The sequence below is a fragment of the Pannonibacter sp. XCT-53 genome (genome assembly GCF_009915765.1).
In the GTDB taxonomy this organism is placed as follows: domain Bacteria; phylum Pseudomonadota; class Alphaproteobacteria; order Rhizobiales; family Stappiaceae; genus Pannonibacter; species Pannonibacter tanglangensis.
In genome coordinates this window covers 1,541,361-1,564,850 of record NZ_JAABLQ010000001.1, presented here as the reverse complement: position 1 = coordinate 1,564,850, position 23,490 = coordinate 1,541,361, and the positions used below count along the sequence as shown (strand labels likewise).

At 67.3% G+C, this 23,490-nt stretch carries 14 protein-coding genes and 1 tRNA gene; 8 read left to right on the top strand and 7 right to left on the bottom strand.

Annotated features, from left to right (window positions below; genetic code table 11):
* Positions 1-50: 50 nt before the first annotated feature.
* Positions 51-2,798: an Rne/Rng family ribonuclease gene (locus tag GWI72_RS07040; protein WP_161708213.1), complete on the bottom strand. Its 2,748-nt coding sequence runs from the start codon at positions 2,796-2,798 to the stop codon at positions 51-53.
* A 913-nt stretch (positions 2,799-3,711) separates the two neighbouring features.
* Here GWI72_RS07040 and GWI72_RS07035 point away from each other — a divergent pair.
* The 3 genes from GWI72_RS07035 (at position 3,712) to prfB (ending at position 8,911) form a co-directional block, all read left to right on the top strand.
* Positions 3,712-5,037 (top strand): N-acetylmuramoyl-L-alanine amidase, encoded by a 1,326-nt coding sequence (locus GWI72_RS07035; RefSeq protein WP_348272650.1) that lies wholly within the window; start codon positions 3,712-3,714, stop codon positions 5,035-5,037.
* A 176-nt stretch (positions 5,038-5,213) separates the two neighbouring features.
* On the top strand, positions 5,214-7,655 hold the full coding sequence (locus GWI72_RS07030) for a penicillin-binding protein 1A (protein ID WP_161673239.1): 2,442 nt from the start codon (positions 5,214-5,216) through the stop codon (positions 7,653-7,655).
* Between the two features lie 124 nt (positions 7,656-7,779).
* A protein-coding gene (gene prfB, locus GWI72_RS07025) for a peptide chain release factor 2 (RefSeq protein ID WP_161673237.1) occupies positions 7,780-8,911 on the top strand; the annotation gives its coding sequence in 2 pieces (ribosomal slippage) (positions 7,780-7,848 and positions 7,850-8,911; 1,131 coding nt in all).
* An 89-nt stretch (positions 8,912-9,000) separates the two neighbouring features.
* Here the strand turns inward: prfB and GWI72_RS07020 are convergent.
* From GWI72_RS07020 to GWI72_RS07010, 3 genes are all read right to left on the bottom strand, one after another.
* Complete coding sequence (locus GWI72_RS07020; RefSeq protein ID WP_161673235.1) at positions 9,001-10,326, bottom strand: M23 family metallopeptidase; 1,326 nt, start codon at positions 10,324-10,326, stop codon at positions 9,001-9,003.
* A 126-nt stretch (positions 10,327-10,452) separates the two neighbouring features.
* Positions 10,453-11,289 (bottom strand): ferritin-like domain-containing protein, encoded by an 837-nt coding sequence (locus tag GWI72_RS07015; RefSeq protein WP_161708211.1) that lies wholly within the window; start codon positions 11,287-11,289, stop codon positions 10,453-10,455.
* Between the two features lie 57 nt (positions 11,290-11,346).
* The gene (locus tag GWI72_RS07010) at positions 11,347-11,814 is read right to left on the bottom strand and encodes a peroxiredoxin (RefSeq protein WP_161673231.1); all 468 of its coding nucleotides are present in this window, start codon (positions 11,812-11,814) and stop codon (positions 11,347-11,349) included.
* Between the two features lie 248 nt (positions 11,815-12,062).
* Between GWI72_RS07010 and GWI72_RS07005 the strand changes: the two genes are divergently transcribed.
* Positions 12,063-15,281: an AsmA-like C-terminal domain-containing protein gene (locus GWI72_RS07005; RefSeq protein ID WP_161708210.1), complete on the top strand. Its 3,219-nt coding sequence runs from the start codon at positions 12,063-12,065 to the stop codon at positions 15,279-15,281.
* Positions 15,282-15,350: 69 nt separating this feature from the next.
* Here the strand turns inward: GWI72_RS07005 and tyrS are convergent, their stop codons facing one another.
* From tyrS to GWI72_RS06990, 3 genes are all read right to left on the bottom strand, one after another.
* Positions 15,351-16,604 (bottom strand): tyrosine--tRNA ligase, encoded by a 1,254-nt coding sequence (gene tyrS, locus GWI72_RS07000; protein ID WP_161708209.1) that lies wholly within the window; start codon positions 16,602-16,604, stop codon positions 15,351-15,353.
* 268 nt (positions 16,605-16,872) lie between these two features.
* Positions 16,873-18,282 carry a type I glutamate--ammonia ligase gene (gene glnA / locus GWI72_RS06995; RefSeq protein WP_161673225.1) on the bottom strand — a complete coding sequence of 470 codons (1,410 nt, stop codon included), beginning with the start codon at positions 18,280-18,282 and terminating at the stop codon, positions 16,873-16,875.
* A gap of 120 nt (positions 18,283-18,402) precedes the next feature.
* A complete protein-coding gene (locus GWI72_RS06990) occupies positions 18,403-18,741 on the bottom strand; it encodes a P-II family nitrogen regulator (RefSeq protein WP_161673223.1) in 339 nt (112 codons plus the stop codon).
* 545 nt (positions 18,742-19,286) lie between these two features.
* On the opposite strand from GWI72_RS06990, the gene GWI72_RS06985 reads away from it, so the two are divergent.
* From GWI72_RS06985 to clpP, 4 genes are all read left to right on the top strand, one after another.
* Complete coding sequence (locus GWI72_RS06985; protein ID WP_280116588.1) at positions 19,287-20,783, top strand: NAD(P)H-hydrate dehydratase; 1,497 nt, start codon at positions 19,287-19,289, stop codon at positions 20,781-20,783.
* 98 nt (positions 20,784-20,881) lie between these two features.
* Positions 20,882-20,966, top strand: a tRNA-Leu gene (locus GWI72_RS06980).
* Positions 20,967-21,184: 218 nt separating this feature from the next.
* Positions 21,185-22,555, top strand: a complete 1,371-nt coding sequence (gene tig / locus GWI72_RS06975) for a trigger factor (protein WP_161708207.1) — start codon at positions 21,185-21,187, stop codon at positions 22,553-22,555.
* 193 nt (positions 22,556-22,748) lie between these two features.
* Positions 22,749-23,384: an ATP-dependent Clp endopeptidase proteolytic subunit ClpP gene (gene clpP, locus GWI72_RS06970; protein WP_161708206.1), complete on the top strand. Its 636-nt coding sequence runs from the start codon at positions 22,749-22,751 to the stop codon at positions 23,382-23,384.
* The last annotated feature ends 106 nt before the right edge of the window (positions 23,385-23,490 follow it).

The window sequence follows — 23,490 nt, the reverse complement described above, 5'->3', positions numbered from 1 at the left end:
CCCGGAGGCCTTCAGATCTGCTTGAGCCGGACCTATGCCGGACGGCGGTCTCAGAAGAACGACCGCCGCTGCCACCAGCCGGAGCGCTTCGGCTTGCCGTCGTCGTCGTCGCCCGGTTCCGGCGTGCCGTCACCGAGACGCTCGCTGGTCACGACCGGGGTGGCCGGGGCCCGCGGCTTTGCCGGTTCGGCAGGCTCTGCGACAGCCGTCTCGGCGGCCTCGGTCACGGCCGCGCCGTCCGGATTGCCATCCACGTCCGTGGCGGCAGGGGCGACCGGGCTTGCCGTCTCGTCCCCGGCCGTCTTGTCCCCGGTCTGGACCGAAGTCTCGCTCCCAGTCTCGCCATCAGTCTCGTCCGCAGCCGCACCGGCCTCGTTGGCTCCGGCCGCCTCTGCAACGGCTGCCTCGGCCGCCGCTGCGGCTGCCGCGCGGGCCGCCGCCGCCTTGGACTGCCGGCCGCGAGGGGCCCGGGCCTTCGGGGCAGCGGTTGCGGCTGCCTCGACGGCCGGGGCCGCAGCTGCCTCGTCGCCGGCATCCGCATCGCGGGTCGCCTCACCGGCGGCATCGCCGGCTTCCGTCCCGCCGGCATCGCCATCACGGTCATCGTCCCCAGCGCCTTCGCGCTCGGCCCCGTCGGCTTCCGCGTCCGCGGCTGCGTCGGCGACGGCCTCGCCATCCTCGCTGCCGTCACCGGCCGAGGCTTCGCGTTCGCCGTTACGCCGGCCGCGACGGCCACCGCGCCGGCCGCGCCGACGCTTGCGCTTCGGCTCGCCGTCCTCGCCGGTGGCACCGCGCTCGTCGTCGCCCTCGTCGCCTTCGCCTTCGTCACCTTCGCCATCACCATCGGCGGAGCCGTTGCCAGCAAGATCGCCGCGCCTGCTCCCGTCGCCGGATGCCTCCGACTGTCCCTGGCCGGCACCGTCCGGGCCACGCCGGCGCTTGCGGCGGCGACGGCGGCGGCTGCGCTCGCCGTCTTCACCGGACGCCGGCCGCTCGGTCACCTCGACCTCGACCTCGTCCTGCTCGTCCTCTTCCTCCTCGATGACGTCATCGACGTCGTCGATCATGATCGTGTCGGGCTGGACAGAGGTCGGGGCAGGGATCGGAACGCGCTCGCGGTCGATCGGGGTCGAGCGTTCGAGCACGTAATGCTGGCCATGGCCGATCTCGTCGGCCTGGACCGAGATGTCGAGGGCGAAGCGGGCCTCGAGGTCACCGAGGTGCTTGCGCTTCTGGTTCAGGATGTAAAGCGCGACCGAGGTGTTGGTCCGCACGATGATGTTGTGCGACACGCCCTTGAGCAGGAAGTCTTCCAGCGAGCGCAGCACGTGCAGAGCGACCGACTCCACCGAGCGGATCATGCCGGTGCCATGGCAATGCGGGCAGACGGTGGTGGAGCTTTCCAGAACACCGGTGCGGATGCGCTGGCGCGACATTTCCAGCAGGCCGAAGTGCGAGATCCGGCCCACCTGGATGCGGGCGCGGTCGTTCTTCAGGCAATCCTTGAGCTTGCGCTCGACGGACCGGTTGTTCTTGTTCTCCTCCATGTCGATGAAGTCGATGACGATGAGGCCGGCCAGGTCGCGCAGGCGCAACTGGCGGGTGATCTCCTCGGCCGCTTCAAGGTTCGTCTGGAGGGCGGTGTCCTCGATGTTGTGCTCGCGCGTCGACTTGCCCGAGTTCACGTCGATCGACACCAGCGCTTCGGTCTGGTTGATGACGATGTAGCCGCCCGAGCGCAGGGTGACCTGCGGCGAGAACATAGCGTCCAGCTGCGGCTCGACGCCGAAGCGGGTGAAGATCGGCGTGGCATCGCGGTAGGGCTGCACGTTCTTCGCATGGCTCGGCATGAGCATGCGCATGAAGTCCTTGGCCTCGCGATACCCGTCGTCACCGGCAACGAGAACCTCGTCGATGTCCTTGTTGTAGAGGTCGCGGATCGAACGCTTGATCAGGCTGCCTTCCTCGTAGACGAGGCAGGGCGCCGACGACTTCAGCGTCAGGTCGCGCACGTTCTCCCACAGGCGCATCAGGTACTCGAAGTCGCGCTTGATCTCGGCCTTGGTGCGGCTGGCACCGGCCGTGCGCAGGATGACGCCCATCCCCTCCGGCACATCCAGCTCCGAAGCGATCTTCTTCAGGCGCTTGCGGTCGGTCGGCTGCGTGATCTTGCGGGAGATGCCGCCACCGCGACCGGTGTTCGGCATGAGGACGGAATAGCGGCCGGCGAGCGACAGGTAGGTCGTCAGCGCAGCGCCCTTGTTGCCGCGCTCTTCCTTCACCACCTGCACCAGCAGCACCTGGCGGCGCTTGATGACTTCCTGGATCTTGTACTGCCGGCGCTGCCGGGTGCGGCGCTCCGGGACTTCCTCGAGGGCATCCTCGGCACCGACGGACTCGACATGGTCCGCATCGTCGTCCCCCTCGTCGCCGTCGCTGTCGTCGGCGCCGTGGTCCTCTTCGGACTTCCGCGCCTGTGCGGCGCGCTCGGCAGCCTCGCGGCGCTCGTCCTCGGCCTTTTCATCCTCGAGGAGGGCCTGCCGGTCGGCCATCGGGATCTGGTAATAGTCCGGGTGGATTTCGCTGAAGGCGAGGAAGCCGTGCCGGTTGCCGCCATACTCGACGAAGGCGGCCTGGAGCGACGGTTCGACACGCGTCACCTTCGCCAGATAGATGTTTCCGCGCAGTTGCTTGCGATTAGCTGCCTCGAAGTCGAATTCTTCAACCCGATTGCCACGGACCACGACAACCCGGGTCTCTTCCGGGTGTGCCGCGTCGATCAGCATCTTGTTTGCCATTGATAGGGATCTCCACGATTCCCGATCCTTCTGGGCGCGGCGAACGCGCTCCATCGCTGAAGGCACGGCGAATCGTTTTCTTGTCGCTTGATGTGAGAAGGAAGAAGGCTGGCCTGCGCGCGCTGATGACTGCGGTGCAACGGTTCCCGCTCGGGGTCTCCGCCGCCTGTTCTGTGCCCGCATGCATCGCGAAAATCGTCAAGGCAGTGCCTGCCCATGTTGAACTGGTGTTGCGATCTGGCAGGGTGCGCCGGCCGTTGCCCTTGCACCGCGCCCTTGAATGTCCGGATCCGGGCTTTACTCCCGGCAAGCAACCACGTCAAAAAGGCGGGCATTCCCGTGAAGCCTGCAACGCGGTCCCGGTCATCTTCCCATCCGGTCGGGCCGCTGACGGTCGGGTTTGAATGGCCTCGCCCCGTGCCGTGCGTCCGGTCTAACCTCAGATGAGATGTGGACAGCCGTGCTGTCTCACCCGTCGAGCCGGTATCGGTTGCAAACCGAAATCCGTAGAGTCCCTTTTACGGTCCGATGAGCGCCTTGGCAAGCAATGGAAATCGCAGCCGGGCGCTTGCAAGCGCGACGTCGAAGCGTTAGCGGAAGGTTAACCGGGCGGGTGCAGGCTGGAGCCCGTCAGGCGGTGCGGTCCGCCGGCCTGTCCGCCTGCCAGCCCGCGCCCGGGATATGCCCGCGGCGTGACTGGTCCGGAACCGGTCCAGAACCGGTCCGGACCTGGGTCGCAACTGGCGCGCGACGGGGCGGAAAGCCCGGTGAACGGATCTGCCGCTGGGGCAGGATTGCGCGGAAAACCGGGGTCCCGACGGGACGGCCGGTGCTCCGCGGCGATGGCAGACAGGATGGAGACGGGATGCTGGGCCTTGGCAGCCTTCGCAAGCGACATGCCGGACGAGGGACCGTGTCGGATACCGGACCTGGTCCCGAGCCGACTGCTGGGCCGCGTGCCGGACAGGGTGCCGGGACGCTGGCCGTCTGGCTGCGCCGGGCGCTTTCGGTCGCCGTGATTGCTGCCGCTCTCCTGCAGGTCGGTCCCGCGCCGGTCGAGGCGGCCTCGCCGCCCGTGGCCGCTGCCACCGATGCGCGAATCGCCGGTGACGACGTGCGCACCCGTTTCATCCTCGACCTGGACGCGCCGGTCACCTTCACGGTCTCGAAACTGGCCGATCCCTACCGGCTGATCATCGACCTGCCCTCGATGGACTTCCGCCTGCCGCCGCTCGCCGGGCGGGAGGGCAGGGGGCTGATCAAGGCCTGGCGCTACGGATCCTTTGCGCCCGGCAAGTCGCGCATTGTCCTGGACGTGCGCGAGCCGGTCGACCTCGACAAGAGCTTCGTGCTGCCGGCCGTCGAGGACCAGCCTGCGCGGCTGGTGCTGGATCTCGTCAAGTCGAACCATGCGGCCTTCATGGCGGCGGTGGAGGCGACGCGGCAGGCGCCCGTGCCGATGCCGGCCATCCCCTCCGCGCCGAAGGGCGACCGGCTCGACAGTGGCGGCAAGACCAAGCCGGTCATCGTGCTCGATCCGGGCCATGGCGGCATCGATACGGGCGCGGTCGGCGTTCATGGCACGCTCGAGAAGGCCGTGGTCATGGATTTCACCAGCGTGCTGCGGCGCAAGCTCGAGGCCTCCGGTCGCTACTCGGTGCATCTGACGCGCGAGACCGACATCTTCGTGCCCTTGCGCAAGCGTGCCCTGATGGCGCGCGGGCTCAAGGCAGACCTGTTCATCTCGATCCACGCGGATTCGGTGCGCAGCGGCAAGGACGTGGTGCGCGGAGCGACCGTCTACACCCTGTCCGACAAGGCCTCGGACGATGTTGCCGCGCAGATCGCCGAGTCCGAAAACCTGTCCGACGTCATCGCCGGCGTCGAGCTCAGCGAGGAGCCGGCCGAAGTCACCGACATCCTGATCGATCTGGCGCGGCGCGAGACGAAGGTGTTCTCGATCCATTTTGCCCGCACGCTGGTCGAGGAGCTGCGCAGCGCGGTCCGTCTGATCAACAACCCGCATCGCTCTGCCGGCTTCGTGGTGCTCAAGGCGCATGACGTGCCCTCGGTGCTGATCGAGCTGGGTTACCTGTCGAACGAGCATGACGAGAAGCTGCTGATCTCGGAAGAATGGCGCGAGCGCACGGCAACGGCCGTGGCGGAGGCGATCGATACGTTCTTCCAGCCCCGCTTTGCCATGGACAAGCCGCCGGTCGCGGCAGCAACGGCACAATAAGGCGGGATGCAACGGGCGAGATGGCGGCAGATGCCGCCGATGCCTCAGCATCGCCATATTGCTCGATGACTAAGGAAGCTGGTTGTTGCGCGGCAAAAAGCGGTGCCGCCTGTCCGCGAGTGTGTTACGTGGGGCGACTGACGACCTGAGGCCTGGATTTAGGGCGAGCCGGACGCATGAAGTTTCTGATCAAGTTTTTCGGGTATCTGTTCGGCATTGGTGCCGTTCTGGCCTTGCTGGTGGCTGCCGGTGTCTGGATCTATCTCGACAGCCTGAAGAAGGACCTGCCGGACTACACCGCGCTCAAGAACTACGAGCCGCCGGTGATGACGCGCGTGCACGCCGCCGATGGCAGTCTCATGGCCGAGTATGCCAAGCAGCGCCGCATGTTCCTGCCGATCCAGGCCATTCCCGATCTGCTGAAGCAGGCCTACATCTCGGCCGAAGACAAGAACTTCTACACCCATGTCGGCATCGACCCGGAGGGCATTGCCCGTGCGGCCGTCCGCTTCGTGCAGAACTACGGCAGCGGCCGCCGGCCCGAGGGTGCCTCGACGATCACGCAGCAGGTCGCCAAGAACTTCCTCCTGACCAACGAGCTGTCGGTTGACCGCAAGATCCGGGAAGCCATCCTGTCGCTGCGCATCGAGCAGGCGTTCTCCAAGGACGAGATCCTCGAGCTCTACCTCAACGAGATCTATCTCGGCCTCGGCGCCTATGGCGTGGCGGCCGCCTCGCTGGTCTATTTCGACAAGTCCGTGCACGAGCTGACCCTAGACGAAGTCGCCTATCTGGCGGCGCTGCCCAAGGCGCCCAACAACTATCATCCGTTCCGCGGCCGCGAGCGCGCCATCGAGCGCCGCAACTGGGTGATCGACCGCATGGTCGAGAACGGTTACGTCACGGCCGCCGATGGCGAGGCAGCCAAGGCGCGCCCGCTCGAGGTCAAGCCTCGCGACACCGGCTCGCAGCTTTTTGCCGCCGAGTATTTCACCGAGGAAGTCCGGCGCGAGGTCGCCAACATCTACGGCGAGAACAGTCTCTACGAAGGCGGGCTGTCCGTCCGCTCCACGCTGGATCCGAAGATGCAGCTGATGGCGCGCAAGGCGCTGATGGACGGCCTGCTCGACTTCGACCAGAAGCGGGGCAGCTGGCGGGGGCCGGTGGCCGAGATCCCGCTGGCCGCGGACTGGGGCGTGGACCTGGGCAAGGTCGAGGCCCTGTCGGATCTGCCGGAATGGCGCCTGGCGGTCGTGCTTTCGGCCGGCAAGGACAGTGCCGAGGTCGGCCTGCAGCCGCGCCGTCTGGTCAGTGGCCAGCTCGGGCCCGAGCGGGACACCGCGACGCTGCGGCTCGCCGACATGAAGTGGGCCCGCATCGAGGGGCGCGCGCCCACGGCGGTGTCGGACGTGCTCAAGCCGGGCGACGTGGTCTATGTGCAGGGCGAGGGCAGCAGCTACGTGCTGCGGCAGGTGCCGCGCATTTCCGGCGCGCTGGTGGCGATGGATCCCTTCACCGGCCGCGTGCTGGCCATGGCCGGCGGGTTCAGCTTCGCCCAGAGCGAGTTCAACCGCGCCACCCAGGCGATGCGTCAGCCGGGGTCTTCCTTCAAGCCGTTCCTCTACGCGGCGGCGCTCGACAACGGCTACACGCCCTCGAGCGTGGTGATGGACGCACCGCTGGAACTCGCTGTCCCGGGACAGGAAGTCTGGCGCCCGCAGAACTACGGCGGCAAGTTCTACGGTCCGTCGACCCTTCGGACCGGCATCGAGCTGTCGCGTAACCTGATGACCATCCGCCTGGCGCAGGACATGGGCATGCCGCTGGTGGCCGAGTATGCCAAGCGCTTCGGCATCTACGACAACATGCTGCCGGTGCTCTCCATGTCGCTGGGCGCGGGCGAGACCACCGTGCTGCGCATGGTCACCGCCTATTCGATCCTCGCCAACGGTGGCCGCAAGATCACGCCGACGCTGATCGACCGCATCCAGGACCGTTACGGCCGCACCATCTACAAGCATGACAGCCGCATCTGCGAGACGTGCTCGGATGCCGACTGGAAGGGCCAGGACGAGCCGGAGCTGATCGACGAGCGGGAGCAGGTTCTCGATCCGATGACCGCCTACCAGATCACCTCGATGATGGAAGGCGTGGTCCAGCGCGGCACGGCAACCAGCGTCAAGGCGCTGGCCCGCCCGGTGGCCGGCAAGACCGGCACCACCAACGACGAGAAGGACGCCTGGTTCATCGGCTACACCCCGGACCTGACGGTCGGCGTCTTCATCGGCTTCGACCAGCCGCGCCCGATGGGCCGTGGCGGCACCGGTGGCCAGGTGGCGGCGCCGATCTTCACCGAGTTCCTGCAGATGGCCCTGAAGGACAAGCCGCCGGTCGAGTTCCGTGTTCCGAAGGGCCTGCAGCTGATCCCGATCAACCGCCGCACCGGCCTGCGTGCGGTCGCCGGGGCCGAGGACACGATCCTCGAGGCCTTCAAGCCGGGCACCGCGCCGCCGGACACCTACTCGGTCATCGGCTTCCAGGACGAGATGGGCGTGCCGCGCACCGTTTCGCCCGAGGCCGGCGAGGCCGTGCTCACCGGGACCGGCGGACTTTACTGAAGGCCCAGTCCACGGTTTACAGCGCGGCCTTGCGCAGCTAGGTTCACGCCCCAAATTCCGGCCCGTCCCAAAGGCGGGCCGGTGCTCATTCCACCCTTCCGGCAACCCCGTAGCGAGGTATCCGATGCGCGCCGAAATGGAAGCCATCGTCGACGAGATCAAGCAGGCCCTCAGCCTGCTGAGGAGGCATCTTTGACTGGGATCAGGCCCTTGTCCGTCTGGACGAACTGAACGCCCTCTCCGAGAACCCCACGCTCTGGAACGACCCGTCCAGGGCCCAGAAGCTGATGCGCGAGCGCCAGCAGCTTGAGGACAGCATCAACGGCGTGCGCCGCCTCGAGGGCGAGCTGGCGGACAACATCGAGCTGATCGAGCTGGGCACCGAGGAAGGCGACAAGTCCGTCGTCGAGGACGCCGAGGCCGCGATGCGCAGCCTCAGGTCCGAGGTCAGCCGCCTGCAGATGGCCTCGCTTCTGTCCGGCGAAGCGGACGGCAACGACACCTACCTGGAAATCAACTCCGGCGCCGGCGGCACCGAGAGCCAGGACTGGGCCTCGATGATGCTGCGCATGTATCGTCGCTGGGCCGAGAAGCGCGGCTACAAGGTCGACCTGCTCGAGTACCACGACGGGGAAGAGGCCGGCATCAAGTCGGCGACGCTGCTGATCAAGGGCGAGAACGCCTATGGCTGGCTGAAGACGGAATCGGGCGTTCATCGCCTGGTCCGCATCTCGCCCTATGACAGCCAGGCGCGCCGCCACACGTCGTTCGCCAGTGCCTGGGTCTATCCGGTGATCGACGATTCGATCGAGATCGAGGTCAACGAGAGCGACTGCCGCATCGACACCTACCGCGCCTCCGGTGCTGGTGGCCAGCACGTCAACACGACCGACTCGGCGGTGCGCATCACCCATATCCCGACCGGGATCGTGGTGCAGTGCCAGAACGACCGCTCCCAGCACAAGAACCGCGCGACCGCGTGGAGCATGCTGAAGGCGCGGCTCTACGAGGCTGAGCTGCAGAAGCGGGAAGAGGCGGCAAATTCGGAAGCCGCCTCCAAGACGGCCATCGGCTGGGGTCACCAGATCCGCTCCTACGTGCTGCAGCCCTACCAGCTCGTGAAGGACCTGCGCACCGGCGTCGAGAGCACCTCGCCGCAGGACGTGCTCGACGGCGATCTGGACGGCTTCATGGAAGCAGCGCTTGCCCAGCGTGTCTTCGGCGGTGACGAGGTCGAGGTCTCCGACGTCGAGTGAGACCACCCGACTGGCCCTGCAAACTGAAGAGGCCCGCCCGGGAAACCCGGCGGGCCTTTGCATGAGGGCGGGCGGAAGCGTCGGCCGGATCAGCGCACGAGCACGCCGGCCAGACGGTCGCCGGCAATGACGAAGCGCGACGGGTCAAGCGCGGTGCCGTTGCGCCGGACCTCGTAGTGCAGATGCGGCCCCGTCGAGCGGCCGGTGCTGCCGACGCGCCCGACCACCTCGCCCGCAAGGATCTCTTCGCCCTCGCTGACCAGGATGCGGCTCATGTGCGCGTAGCGCGTCACCAGCCCGCCCGGATGTTCGATCTCGACCATGTTGCCATAGCCGCCTTGATAGGAGGCGGTGAGGACACGGCCGGCCCCGGCGGCGCGGATCACCGTGCCCTGGTCGGCCTTGAAGTCGATGCCGGTGTGCATGGCCAGGGTGCCGAGGAAGGGATCGAGCCGCGGCCCGAAGTCGCTCGACACCTCGACATTGCGGATTGGCCGCGCCAGCGGCAGTTTCTGCGCCGCGCCGCGCAGCACGTCATAGGCGGCAATGGCGCGTTCTGCCCGGCTCAGACGTTCCTCAAACGTGCTGGCGGGCAGGGGCACAAAAGGGCCGCCGATGCCCTCCTCGGCCAGGCTGCTCAGGTCGAGACCGAGCGGACGGATGGCGGCGGTCAGGGTGCGGATGCCCTGTTCGGCCGTGCCGGCGAGCGCGTCAAGGGCCCGGTCGTTTTCGGCCAGCATCTGGTCCAGCGTCGCACCGATGCCGAGGAGATCGCCGCTGTCGGCCTGGGGGCCGGGCGCAGCGCCCAGGTCCTCGGTCTGCGGCACGCCGATGTCGGAGGAACTGCCGCGCAGGCCGAGCGAGGGCAGGGGGCCGGCCGGCAGGGGCACCGGCTCGCCACCGATCGCGAGGTTGGACTGGCCCGCCGGCGCGAAGGAGAGCACGCTGCCCGGCAGCGACGGCTTCTCGGCCGGCAGAGGCAGCGCCTGGGTCACCGTCAGGCCGACAGTGGAGGCCTTCTCGAGCAGCGCGCGGACACGGGCGTGATTGTCGGTCAGCTGGTTCTGGCGCTCGATCAGCGCGTCGACCATGGTCTCGACGGAGCGGCGCTCGAACACCTGCGTGCTGGCCAGCCGGTCGATCTCCGCCCGCAGATAGGCGATTCGGCTCTCGTAGGACGCCTCGATCTGGGAGCGTTCCGTGTCGCGGGCCGCAAGGATGTCGTCACGCCACACCAGATAGGCGGTGGCCGACAGATATCCGACCGCGAACACGCCGACACAGGCGGCGACCGAACCGAGCACCCAGGGACGGAACGAGAAGGTGCGGCTGCGGTCACCGTTGGTGATCGTCACGTGATGCAGGGACCTGCGTTTTCCGAAGCCATGGCGGAGGTTGGCTGTGGGGTCGGACATGTCGCGTGCCATCATCCTCGAGGCGGGCCACGTGCCCGCCGGTTGAGGCTGATTAGAAAGCGGTAAGGTTAACAAAGCCCTTGCAACAGGCCTCGCCAGCCCCTGTCGGTGCAGCTTTCCCCTGCGTCAGCCGGTCAGCTTGGCCAGCGGCCGGTAGAATCCGGGCGTCAGGCCGGCCTCCGAGCGGGCCCGGTCGTTGAACGGCGGCTTGAGCGCGCCCCGGAAATGCGTCCGCACCAGCTCGTGGAACTTCGGTTCCGGCCGCTCGCCTGTCCGGTCGCACAGGAACCGGAACCATTTTGCCCCGAAGGCGACGTGATTCTTTTCGTCGCGGTAGATCACGCCGAGCACCCTGGCGGTGGCGTGATCACCGAGCGCTTCCGCCTTCTCGATCATCGGCGGGGTGATGTCGAGGCCGCGCGCCTCCAGCACCAGCGGGATGATGGCGAGCCGCGCGGCCAGGTCGCGCCCGGTCGACTGTGCCGCCTGCCACAGCCCGTCATGGGCCGGGAGGTCGCCATAGGCGGCCCCGAGCTCGCCCAGCCGGTCCTCCAGCATCGAGAAATGCTTGGCCTCCTCGAGCCCCACCCGCACCCAGTCATCGTAATAGGAGCGGGGCAGGCGGGTGTCCGCAAACCGGCCGATCAGATCCCAGGTCAGGTCCACCGCATTCAGCTCGATATGTGCCAGCGAGTGCAGCAGCGCGATCTTGCCGGCGTCGCCGCCGAGGGCCCGCTTGGGCATGTCCCGCGGCGCAAGCAGGACCGGCCGTTCCGGCCGGCCCGGACGCTCCGGCATCGGACCGCTCAGGGACAGGCTGCCCAGCCCCAGATGCCGGCCGTACCAGGCCTTGGCCGTGTCATAGGCAAGGCGGACCTTCTCGGCCGTGTCGGTCGCCCGGACGATGGCATTGGCGCGGGCAACGAGCGTGTCCGCGCGGTCGGTGTCGGCAGTGATGGACATGGGGCTGAGGGACGAGGTCGGGGAACGGGGGGGGGATCCGGGAGCGGGCAGGGGCGATCAGAGCGCCTTGACGGCCTCCAGGACCGCCTCGGCGTGCCCGGGAACCTTCACCTTGCGCCAGATGCCGGCCAGCTTGCCCTCGGCAGAGATAAGGAAGGTGCTGCGTTCGACGCCCATGTACTTCTTGCCGTACATCGACTTCTCCACCCAGACACCGAAGGCTTCGGATACGGCATTGGACGGGTCCGAGGCAAGATCGACGCTCAGCGTGTGCTTGGTCTTGAACTTGGCGTTCTTGGCGGCCTCGTCGGGCGAGATGCCGATCACCTCGGCGCCGGCTGCGGCGAAGTCGGCCTTCATGCGGCTGAAGGCAATGCATTCCTCGGTGCAGGCCGGGGTGTCCGCCTTGGGATAGAAGTAGAGGACGACGGCCTTGCCGCGCAGGGAGGCCAGCGCCACGCTGCGGTCGCCGTCGAGGGCGAGGTCAACGGCCGGTGCGGCATCGCCGATCTGCAATTCGCTCATGTTGCCTTCCTTCTGTCATGTTCCGCCGGATTATCCGGGCGATAGGTGTGAACGCCGCAGCCCCCCGACGGAGGTTCGGGTTTTGGGTTGGCGTGAGTTATCATATTTTGCGGGTCGACTCGACGCCCCGCCATTGAGGACAAGGGTAACACGCGCTGACACAGTCCCTGCCCACGCCTGATACCGAAGCCTTACGGACGGCGGGCCCGAATGGATTTCGGCGGCTGCGTCGGGCTGCGGCACTCATCGTGCTGGTGCTGCTTGCGGGCATCCTGGCGCTGGCGCTGCGCCTTGCGCTCGGGCCGACCCCCATCCCGCTGGTCGCCGGACTGATCGAGAGCACCACGCGCGGCGCCGATGCGGAGCTGACGGTCGGTCGCGTCCTGCTGGACCTCAGCGCCGAGCAGGGTCCGACGGCGATCATCGAGGGGGCCGTGCTGAAGGTACCGGGCGAGGCGCAGGTCGATCTCGTGCTGCCGCGCCTGCAGGCCGTGATCGCGCTGGAGCCGCTGCTGGCCGGCACGCTCAACTTCACCCGGCTGGAGATCGACGGACCGCGCCTGACCCTGCGCCCGGGCGATGCGGACACCCCGATCGCCTCGATGGGCGACATGATGGAAGCGGTCGACCGCACGGCCGCCATCGTCGACGCGGAATTCCAGCGCCGCAGCCTCGCCGAGGTCCTGCTCAGGGACGGGCGTCTCGACGTCATCGGCCCGGTGCCCCGGCGCATCAACGAGATTGATGCCGTGCTGCGGCGGGATTCCGAAGGCGGTCTGCTGGCCGAAGCGGAGATTTCCGGCCGCATGGGCGTCTGGGACCTGGCGTTGCGCCGGGCCGTTGTCAGCGACAGCGGCGAGCGTCAGATCGGGCTCTACATCCGCGACATGGCGCTTGCCGAGCTGTTTCCCTCCAATGAAAAGGTGAATGCGGGCAAGGGGCTCGGTCTGCCGCTGGAGGTCCAGTTCAATGCCGCGCTTGACGGCACGGGCGCCTTCGAGGTCGCCAATCTGGTCGCCCGCGGGCAGGACGGCTGGCTGCGCTCGGGCTCGACCCTGATCCGGTTCGACGATGTTGCCCTCGCGCTCGCCTGGTCGGCCGGGACACCCGGCGTGACCATCGGCAAGTCGCACGTGATCCGGGGCAACACGGAGATCTTCTTCTCCGGCGCGGTCCGCCCGCCGGCGGAGGGCAGCAGCGACTGGACCTACCAGATCAGCACAGACCGGGCCCGTTTCGGCTCGGCCGACGTGCCGGAGCCGCCGATGATCGCCGACTATCTGGCGCTCGAGGGCCGGGTGAACCTGGCCGACCGGGCGGTCCTCATCGACCGGTTGCAGCTCCAGTCGGGGCCCGCCTCGTTCCAGGCAATCGGGTCGCTCGACCTGCGCGACGACGGCCCCTATCTCGCGCTTGCGGTCGATGCGCAGACCATGCCGGTCGCCATGCTGAAGCAGATCTGGCCCATCACGCTGGCCCCCCCGGCCCGTCGCTGGATCATCGAGCACCTCAAGGGCGGACAGATCCAGTCGGCCCGCGTCGACGCTGCGATCCGGGCGCCGGCCTTCGATGAATCCCACCCCGACCCAGGCTGGGGCGGCGACGACCTCAAGCTCGACATCGTGCTGGTCAACACCGATGTCCAGCCGCTGGCCACGCTCCCGCCCATCACCGGCCTCACCGGCACGGTCACGATCCAGAACGAGCTGCTGACCGTCGACATGCGCTCAGGCAGCGTGACCACGCCCTCGGGCGGATCGGTCGCCGTGCCGGCCGGTCGCTTCGAGATCCCGCATCTGTCGGGACGGGACATCAAGACGGGTCTGCTGGACCTGAAGCTTCAGGGCGGCCTCGGCCCCCTGTCGGAGATTGCCAATGCCCCGCCGTTCCGCATCCTCGACAAGGCGGAGCTTTCGGATGTCGCGCTCACCGGGTCCGGCGACATCGACGTGACGGCCAAGCTGCCGCTGAAGCTGTCGCTGGCGGTGGCCGAGGTGGGCTGGGCGGCACGGGCGAAGCTGACCGGCTTTGCCGCAGACAAGCCCGTGCGCGGGCACCGCATCACCGATGCCACCCTGCAGCTGACGGCTGATCCCCTGCAGGTGGACATCAAGGGCAAGGGCCGCATCGACGGGCTGCAGGCCAACATCGACCTCGTCTATCCGCTGGATGATGACAGTCAGGTCGAGGCGCGCCAGGACGTGCAGCTCAAGGTGACCACGGCAGACCTGCGCAAGAAGGGGGTCGATCTGGGGGGCCTGGTCGAGGGCACGATGGTGCTCGACGTGGCCGAGACGCCGGAGGGGCAGCAGTTCGAGATCGACCTCAAGGAGGCGTCGCTGCGGCTGAGCGAGATCGGCTGGGAGAAGGGCCCCGGTGTGGCGGCGAGGGCGAGTTTCCTGCTGACCGATCGGGGTGAGGCGCGCCGGCTGGAGAATTTCTCGCTGCGCTCCGACGGCGTCGCGCTGGAGGGAACGGTGGCGCTTGGCAAGGGAGGCGAGTTCCGCGAGGCGGATTTCTCGACGTTCCAGATCCGCCCGGGCGATTCGGCTGCGCTCAAGGTGGTCAAGGACAGCGCCGGCCGGGTCCGCGTCACCCTGACGGGCGCGCAGTTTGACGGCCGCGGCCTCATCCGGCAGCTGCGCGACCGCAAGGGCACCTCCGAAGACGAGAGCGATGACGACACCGCCTTCCGCGTCAGCCTCAAGATCGGGCGGCTGCAGGGCTTTCAGGGCGTCTATGCGACCGATGTCGCGGGCGAGGTGGCCGGCAAGGCCGGTGACCTGACGTCCATGCGTCTGACGGGGGCGCTCAACAACCAGGGCGCCTTCACCTTCGAGATCACCGGCGAGGGCGAGGCACGGGCGGCAAGCGGCGAGTTTGCCGACACCGGTGCCCTGCTGCGCTTCCTCGATCTCTACGAACGCATGCAGGGCGGTACGGGACGGCTGCTCGTGTCGCTGCCTGCCGACAAGACCTGGTTCGGGACCTTCGGCGTGCGCGGTTTCTCCATCACCGAGGATCCGGCCCTGCGGAAGCTGGCGGAGCTGCCCGAAATCTCCCGGCCGATGCCCGACAGCCAGCCGGTGCCGAACGGCGCGGCCATGTCCCGGAACGGCGAGGCCTCCTTCGACCGCATGGACATCCGCTTCTCCCGCAAGGGCGACACGCTGACGGTCGAGGAGGGGATCCTGCAGGGCGCGGCCGTCGGGGGCACCGTGCTCGGAACGGTCGATCTCGACACGCGCGAGCTGGCGCTGACCGGCACCTTCGTTCCGATCTTCGCCCTGAACAACCTCTTTGCCAGGATCCCGGTGCTGGGCTTTGCCCTCAGCGGCGGCAGCCAGGAGGGCCTGATCGGCGTCACCTACCGCCTGTCCGGCCCCATCAGCGCGCCGGCCCTCACGGTCAATCCGGTCTCGGCGATCGCCCCCGGCATCTTCCGCAAGATGTTCGAGTTCCGCTGATTGCCCGTCTCGGGAGCAAAAAAGCCCGGCACATGGCCGGGCTCCTGATGGTGATCGAGGGCCGGAGGCTCAGACCGGCTTCAGCAGCACGTGCTTCTTCTTGCCCATCGACAGCTTGATCACGCCTTCGCCGGTCAGATCCCCCGTGCCCAGCACGCGCTTGTCGTCCGTCACGGCCACGTCATTCACCTTCAGCGCCCCGCCGGCGATGTTGCGCCGGGCCTCGCCGTTGGAGGCCGACAGGCCGGCGGTGACGAAGGCGGCCAGGACGCCGATCCCGGCCGAAAGGTCGGCGGCCGCGATCTCGACCGTCGGCAGGCCCTCGGCCAGCGCGCCTTCCTCGAAGGCGCGACGTGCGGTCTCGGCCGCCGCCTCGGCCGCCTCGCGGCCATGCACCATGGCGGTCGCCTCGGTCGCCAGCACCTTCTTGGCCTCGTTGATTTCCGAGCCCGAAAGGGCGGCAAGCCGCGCGATCTCGTCCAGCGGCAGCACGGTGAACAGCTTCAGGAAGCGCTCGACGTCGGCATCCTCGGTGTTGCGCCAGTACTGCCAGTAGTCATAGGCCGACAGCTGCTCCGGATTGAGCCAGACGGCGCCGGCGGCAGTCTTGCCCATCTTCGCGCCCGAAGACGTCGTCAGCAGCGGGGCAGTCAGCGCGAAGGCCTCGATACCGGCCTTGCGCCGGATCAGGTCGACGCCCGACAGGATGTTCGACCACTGGTCGGAGCCGCCCATCTGCAGGCGGCAGCCGGTCTGCTGGTAGATCTCCAGGAAGTCGTAGCCCTGCAGCAGCATGTAGTTGAACTCAAGGAACGACAGGTGCTGCTCGCGCTCCAGCCGCAGGCGCACGCTGTCGCGCTGGATCATCTGGTTGACCGAGAAGTGGCGGCCGATGTCGCGCAGGAACTCGACATAGTTCAGCTTCATCAGCCAGTCGGCGTTGTCGAGCATGATGGCGTCACGCGGGCCGGTGCCGAACGTCAGCAGCTTCTCGAACACTTTGCGGATGCCGGCCTTGTTGGCCTCGATCTCCTCGTCGGTGAGGATCTTGCGGCTCTCGTCCTTGCCGGTCGGATCGCCGACCCGGGTCGTGCCGGAACCCATGAGCGCGATCGGCCGGTGCCCGGTCTGCTGCAGCCAGTACAGCATCATGATGGTGACGAGCGAGCCCGCATGCAGGCTCGGCGCCGTGCAGTCGAAGCCGATATAGGCCGTGACGGTTTCGCTCGACAGCAGCTTGTCGAGACCTTCGTGGTCCGACACCTGGTGGATGAAGCCACGCTCGCTGAGGATCTTGAGAAACTCGGATTTGTACTCGGTCATTGCGCCCGTTCGTCCCGTTGGCCCGTTCGTCCGGTTGATCTGTGCCGTCCGGATCGGTGCTGTCCGGTCTGGCGCGCCGGCTCTGCCCCGGCCGGCAGGTGTTGCTCTATAGCCGATGCGGCGGCGGATTTCACGTCCCAAGCCAAAGTCGCCCGCCTCATTTCGCAGGCAGCCCGACCCCGGACCGCATGGCCCTCCTGCAAGCAGAAAGGCCGGGCATGAGCCCGGCCTTTCGTCCGCAGTCCGGATGGACTGAGGCGCAATCGTATCAGGCGGAGTAGTACATGTCGTACTCGACCGGATGCGGGGTCATCTCGTAGCGCATGTTCTCTTCCATCTTCAGCTCGATGTAGCTGTCGATGAAGTCGTCGTCGAACACGCCACCGGCCTTCAGGTAGTCGCGGTCGACGTCCAGCGACTGCAGGGCTTCACGCAGCGAGCCACAGACGGTCGGGATCTCGGCCAGCTCTTCCGGCGGCAGGTCGTAGAGGTTCTTGTCCATGGCGTCGCCCGGATGGATCTTGTTCTTGATGCCATCGAGACCGGCCATCAGCTGGGCGGCAAAGGCCAGGTACGGGTTGGCGGTCGGATCCGGGAAGCGGACCTCGATGCGCTTGGCCTTCGGCGAGGAGGTGTACGGGATGCGGCAGGACGCCGAGCGGTTGCCCGAGGAGTAGGCGAGCAGGACCGGAGCCTCGTAGCCCGGGACCAGGCGCTTGTAGGAGTTGGTCGACGGGTTGGTGAAGGCGTTCAGCGACTTGGCGTGCTTCAGGATGCCGCCGATGTAGTAGAGGCACATCTCGCTGAGGTCGGCGTAGAGGTTGCCGGCGAACAGCGGCTTGCCGTCCTTCCAGATCGACTGGTGGCAGTGCATGCCCGAACCGTTGTCACCGAAGATCGGCTTCGGCATGAACGTGGCGGTCTTGCCGTAGGCGTTGGCGACCTGGTGCACCACATACTTGTAGATCTGCATGTGGTCGGCGCAGGTGACCATGGTGTTGAACTTGATGCCCAGCTCATGCTGTGCGGCCGCCACCTCGTGGTGGTGCTTCTCGACGGAGACGCCCATCTCGGCCATCACGGACAGCATCTCGGAACGGATGTCCTGGCAGCTGTCGATCGGGGGAACCGGGAAGTAGCCGCCCTTGACGCGCGGACGGTGGCCGAGGTTGCCGGCCTCATACTCGGTGTCGAGGTTGGACGGCAGCTCGTTGCTGTCGATCTTGAAGCCGGTGTTGTAGGGCTCCGAGGCGAAGCGGACGTCGTCGAAGATGAAGAATTCGGCTTCCGGGCCGAAGAAGATGGTGTCGCCGAACCCGCCGGACTTCACATAGGCCTCGGCGCGCTTGGCAATGGTGCGCGGGTCACGGTTGTAGGTCTCGCCGGTGCGCGGATCGACGATGTCGCACAGGATGACCATGGTCGACTGGGCGAAGAACGGGTCCATGTGGACCGAGGTCGGATCGAGGACCAGCGTCATGTCCGAAGCGTCGATGGCCTTCCAGCCTGCGATCGACGAGCCGTCGAAGGCCACGCCTTCGGCGAACATGTCTTCGTCGACAAGCGACGAATCCATCGTGACGTGCTGCAGCTTGCCGCGCGGGTCGGTGAAGCGCAGGTCAACGAACTTGATGTCCTTGTCCTTGATTTCCTTGAGGATCTCAGCAACGGTGGTCATTTAATTACTTCCCTAGTGTTCTGGTTTTCACGTGGGCTTGCTCTCGGTCGGGGAGGCGCCCCCCAGGCGTCAGATCCCGCCCGACCGAAAATCGGGTGCAGGCCGGAGCCCGCAAACTTGTCAGATGGCGTCCACCCCGGATTCGCCCGTCCGGATGCGGACGGCTTCCTCGATGTTCGACACGAAGATCTTGCCGTCGCCGATGCGACCGGTCTGGGCGGCGTTGCGAATCGCCTCCACGGCCTTCTCGACCATCTCGTCCGGCAGCACGACTTCAACCTTCACCTTCGGCAGGAAGTCGACGACGTATTCGGCGCCGCGATAGAGCTCGGTATGGCCCTTCTGGCGGCCGAAGCCCTTGGCCTCGGTGACCGTGATCCCCTGAAGACCAACTTCCTGCAGCGCCTCCTTCACCTCGTCGAGCTTGAAGGGCTTGATGATCGCCTCGATCTTTTTCATCGCCTTGGGTCTCTCTCCGTGTCTGAGGCCGCGGGGCCGGTTCTCCTGGGCAGAAGCGACGGTCGGGACCGGTCGTTTCGGCGGTTGGCCTCACTAAAGCACGTGGCGTGCCAGTTTTGAAAAATCGCCCGCGCGCCGCAAAAACGAGCAAATCAGCCGGAAGGTCGCCCGGTCCGCCGCAGCAGGCCCTGCGAGGATGCCGCGAAAAAGCGCAATTGCATAGAAAATGTGCAACTGATGCGGCCGGTCGGTGCGATTGGTGCTGCTTAAAAAAGAGGCTGGCTGCCGGTCGCCTCGGCATCGCGGCAGGCTTGCGGCGGCAAGGCCGGCCGATCAATGCTGGCGCAGGACCGGCAGGGCCCCGGCGCGGGATCGGGCGGTGGCAGGCGGCGGCGGAAGGAGAGGCTGGCGTGACGGACTGGGCCATGGACAGGGACAAAGGGTCTGGCAAAGGGTTTGGCGGAGGCGCTGGCGGGAGCTTCGGCGGAGGCTCAGGCGGGGGCGCCGGCTGGGACTGGAGCGGGGAGCAGGCTGCCACCGCGCTTCTGACGCCTGCGGAAATGGCCGAGGCCGACCGGCGGACGATGGCCGCCGGGGTGTCGGGCCATGAGCTGATGCGCCGGGCCGGCGCGGCCGTCGCCCGCGCCGCAGCGGTGATGCGCTCGGCCGGCCAGCCCGTCCTGGTGCTCTGCGGCCCCGGCAACAACGGCGGCGACGGCTATGTGGCGGCAACGCTCCTGAAGCGCTGGGGTATCCCCGTTACCCTTCTGTGTCTGGGGCAGCCCGACCAGGTGCGGGGCGACGCGGCTGAAGCCGCAGCCGGCTGGCGCGCGGCCGGTGGCACGATCGCTCCCCTGGATCCCGCTTCTTTCATTGCCAATGACAGGAACGCGCCGCGCCCGCTGCTTGTCGATGCCCTGTTCGGGGCCGGGCTGTCCCGGCCGCTCGACGGTGCGGCCGCAGCCGCCGTGGACCGTATCAATGCGTCTGCGCTTCCGGTGCTTGCGGTCGATGTGCCCTCGGGGCTCGAAGGGGCGACGGGCCGCGCCGCCGGGCCGGTTGTCCGGGCCACCCGCACCGTGACCTTTGCCCGCCTGAAGCCCGGGCATGTCCTTCTTCCCGGGCGCGATCTGTGCGGTGAAACGGTGCTCTGTGACATCGGCATTGGCAATGAAACGATTTCGGACCTGCAGCCGAAGGCCCGTCTCAACGGCCCTGCAGCCTGGGGCAGGGGCCTGCCGCAGCCGGCCCGCGACACCCACAAGTATGCCCGCGGCGCTGTCCTGGCGGTGAGCGGACCCTATCACGCCACCGGGGCGATCCGCCTCGCGGCGGAGGCCGCGCTCCGGGCCGGGGCCGGCCTTGTCAGCATCGCCTGCGCCCCGGCGGCGACGGCGGCCCTCGTGCCGCATCTGACGGCGGTGATGGTGCGGCCGCTCCGTGACGGCGCGGCCTGGGCCGACCTTCTCGCCGACCCGCGCATCGCGGCCGCCGTGATCGGCCCCGGCGCCGGGCTGGGGGAGGGCGTCCGGCACCAGGTGCTGGATCTCGTGGCGGCGCCCGCCGGTCCCGGCCTGGTGCTCGATGCCGACGCCCTCTCGGCCTTTGCCGGGGACCGCGAGCGCCTGCTCGGCGCCCTGCGTCAACGCAGCAGTCCGGCGATCCTGACCCCGCATGCGGGCGAGTTTCGCCGCCTGTTCCCGCAGGCCGCGGCGCTGGACCGTCTGGCTGCTGCCCGTGCGGCGGCACGCGAGGCGGGGGCGGTCGTCGTGCTCAAGGGGCCGGACACGGTGATCGCCGCGCCGGATGGCCGGGCCTTCGTCAATGCCAACGCACCGGCAGCGCTTGCCACCGCCGGCTCCGGCGATGTGCTGGCGGGACTGGCGGCGGGCCTGCTTGCCCAGGCGGTCGCGCCCTTCGAGGCGGCGGCCATGGCGGTGCATGTCCACGGCGCGGCGGGAGCCCTTGCGGGCGCCGGAATGACGGCCGAGGACCTTTTGCCGGCTGTCCCCCGGGCGCTGGCCCGGCTTGCGGCGGGATAAGGCCCGCGTGATTTGGCCGGATGCGGCATTTTTGCTTTGATGCAGGCAGGGCGGGTGCTATAGAGGCCGCGCCCTGGCTTCGGGCGTCCTAGGCCGTCGCGGGCGTGGTGGAACTGGTAGACACGCCAGATTTAGGTTCTGGTGGCGTAAGCCGTGGGGGTTCAAGTCCCTCCGCCCGCACCACGGCGAATGGCTCGGAGTCGCCAGCCGAGGCTGAACCGGCCGACTGTGCGCCGGTCCCCGAACTTCCCGCGATCCGGCCGCTTCGCACCGTCGAGATCCGGACAGGACATGGGGACCCCGAGCGTCTCGGCCGCCCTGAAGAGGGCCCCCACGGGGCCAATTGCAAACATGACACGGGATCCATGTCGGGCCCCGTACCGAGGACGAAGCACACGACCATGCAGGTGACCGAAACCCTTTCCGAGGGCCTCAAGCGCGAACTCAAGATCGTCATTCCGGCTACCGAGCTGGCTGCGAAACTCGACTCGTACCTCGATGAACTGAAGGACAAGGTCCGGATCAACGGCTTCCGCCCGGGCAAGGTGCCGGCTGGGCACATGAAGCGCATGTACGGACGTCAGGCCATGGCCGAGATCGTCTCCCGGACGATCCAGGAATCGAGCCTCAAGGCGATCGAGGACCGCTCCGAGCGCCCGGCGCTGCAGCCGGACATCGATCTGGCCGATGACGAGGCCCAGGCCATCATCGAAGGCTCCGCCGATCTGGCGTTCAAGGTCATCTATGACCTGCTGCCGCAGTTCGAGGTCGTCGACTTCTCCGGCATCGAGCTGACCCGTGAGGTCGTCGAGGTGTCCGACGAAGGCGTCATGGAGCAGGTCGAGGCGATTGCCGCCAACAACCGCGCCTACGAGAGCAAGGGCGAGGGCGCCGTGGCCCAGTCCGGCGACCGCGTGACCATGTCCTACGTCGGCAAGCTCGACGGCGTGCCCTTCGACGGCGGTGCCGACGAGAACGGCCAGCTGGTGCTCGGCTCCGGCCAGTTCATCCCCGGCTTCGAGGATGGCGTCATCGGCATGAAGCAGGGCGAGGAGAAGGTCATCTCCGTCACCTTCCCGGCCGACTATCCGGCAGCCAACCTGGCTGGCAAGGAAGTCACCTTCGACATCGTCCTGAAGGACGTCGCCGCTCCGGGCGAGACCAAGATCGACGACGACTTTGCCAAGAGCCTCGGCCTGGAGTCGCTCGACAGCCTCAAGGACATCATCCGCGGCCAGATCGAGAACCAGTTCGGCGCCATGACCCGCCAGCGCGTCAAGCGCCAGCTGCTCGACAAGCTCGATGAGGTCTATTCCTTCGACCTGCCGTCCAAGCTGCTCGAGACCGAATTCCAGAACATCTGGAACCAGGTCGAGAACGACATGAAGCGCAACGGCAAGACCTTCGAGGACGAGGAGACGACGGAAGAGGCCGCCAAGGCCGACTACCGCAAGATTGCCGAGCGTCGCGTGCGCCTGGGTCTGGTGCTCTCCGAAGTCGGCGAGAAGAACAAGATCGAGGTGACCGAGGAAGAAGTGCAGCGCGCCCTGTTCGAGCGCGTGCGCCAGTTCCCGGGCCAGGAGCGTCAGGTGTTCGAGTTCTACAAGAACAACCCGCAGGCGCTCGCCACCCTGCGCGCCCCGATCTACGAAGAGAAGGTTGTGGACTTCATCCTCTCGCTCGCCAAGGTGACGGACAAGACCGTGACCAAGGAAGAGATGCAGAAGCTCGTTGCCGAGGATGAGGACAAGGACGAGTCAGCCGCCGGCTGACCCTCCGACGTTCCAGCGGCGTGAAGGCTTTAACCTTGCCTTCACGCCGTATCGGCCACAATCTTGAGATATGGGCGACATCCCCTATGTATGGGTGTCGCTTTTTTCGACTCAGAGGGTCGGAGCCTCGCGTTTCACCGCTCGCCATCCGGCGTCCCTGCCGGGCCCGGTCGAGCCAGCAGATGGATATGGTATGAAGGATCCCGTCGAATTCTACACGAACACGCTCGTGCCGATGGTTGTCGAGCAGACGAACCGCGGCGAGCGGGCCTTCGATATCTATTCCCGGCTCCTCAAGGAGCGGATCATTTTCCTGACCGGCCCGATCGAGGACCACCTGGCGACGCTGGTCTGCGCCCAGCTGCTGTTCCTGGAATCGGAAAACCCGACCAAGGAAATCGCGATCTACATCAATTCGCCCGGCGGTCTGGTGACGGCCGGTCTTGCCATCTACGACACGATGCAGTTCATCCGGCCGGAAGTGTCGACGCTCTGCATCGGTCAGGCCGCCTCGATGGGCTCGCTGCTGCTGGCAGCCGGTCACAAGGGCAGCCGCTTCTCGCTGCCGAATGCCCGCGTGATGGTGCACCAGCCGTCCGGCGGTTTCCGCGGTCAGGCCGCCGACATCATGCTGCATGCCCAGGAAATCCTGAGCCTGAAGCGCCGTCTGAATGAAATCTACGTGAAGCACACGGGCCAGTCGCTTGACCAGGTCGAGGAAGCGCTGGAACGTGACAACTTCATGACCGCCGAGATGGCCAAGTCCTTCGGCATCGTCGATGCCGTGATCTCGGACCGCTCCAGCCTCGGCGCCCAGGGCGGCGCCTGACCGGCCTCAGCGGCGGATGGGGCCGGCTTTGTCCGGCCCGCTTAAACGAATATTGATTTTTACGGGCGAAGGATGAAACCATCTTCGTCCGTGGAGGTCGCAAGCA

Bases quoted from the DNA above. Each gene is read 5' to 3' on its own strand.
- GWI72_RS07040 (WP_161708213.1), bottom strand. From the start codon at position 2,798: ATGGCAAACAAGATGCTGATCGACGCGGCACACCCGGAAGAGACCCGG.
- GWI72_RS07015 (WP_161708211.1), bottom strand. From the start codon at position 11,289: ATGTCCATCACTGCCGACACCGACCGCGCGGACACGCTCGTTGCCCGC.
- tig (WP_161708207.1), top strand. From the start codon at position 21,185: ATGCAGGTGACCGAAACCCTTTCCGAGGGCCTCAAGCGCGAACTCAAG.
- glnA (WP_161673225.1), bottom strand. From the start codon at position 18,282: ATGACCACCGTTGCTGAGATCCTCAAGGAAATCAAGGACAAGGACATC.
- clpP (WP_161708206.1), top strand. From the start codon at position 22,749: ATGAAGGATCCCGTCGAATTCTACACGAACACGCTCGTGCCGATGGTT.
- tyrS (WP_161708209.1), bottom strand. From the start codon at position 16,604: ATGACCGAGTACAAATCCGAGTTTCTCAAGATCCTCAGCGAGCGTGGC.
- GWI72_RS07030 (WP_161673239.1), top strand. From the start codon at position 5,214: ATGAAGTTTCTGATCAAGTTTTTCGGGTATCTGTTCGGCATTGGTGCC.
- GWI72_RS07020 (WP_161673235.1), bottom strand. From the start codon at position 10,326: ATGTCCGACCCCACAGCCAACCTCCGCCATGGCTTCGGAAAACGCAGG.
- GWI72_RS06990 (WP_161673223.1), bottom strand. From the start codon at position 18,741: ATGAAAAAGATCGAGGCGATCATCAAGCCCTTCAAGCTCGACGAGGTG.
- GWI72_RS07010 (WP_161673231.1), bottom strand. From the start codon at position 11,814: ATGAGCGAATTGCAGATCGGCGATGCCGCACCGGCCGTTGACCTCGCC.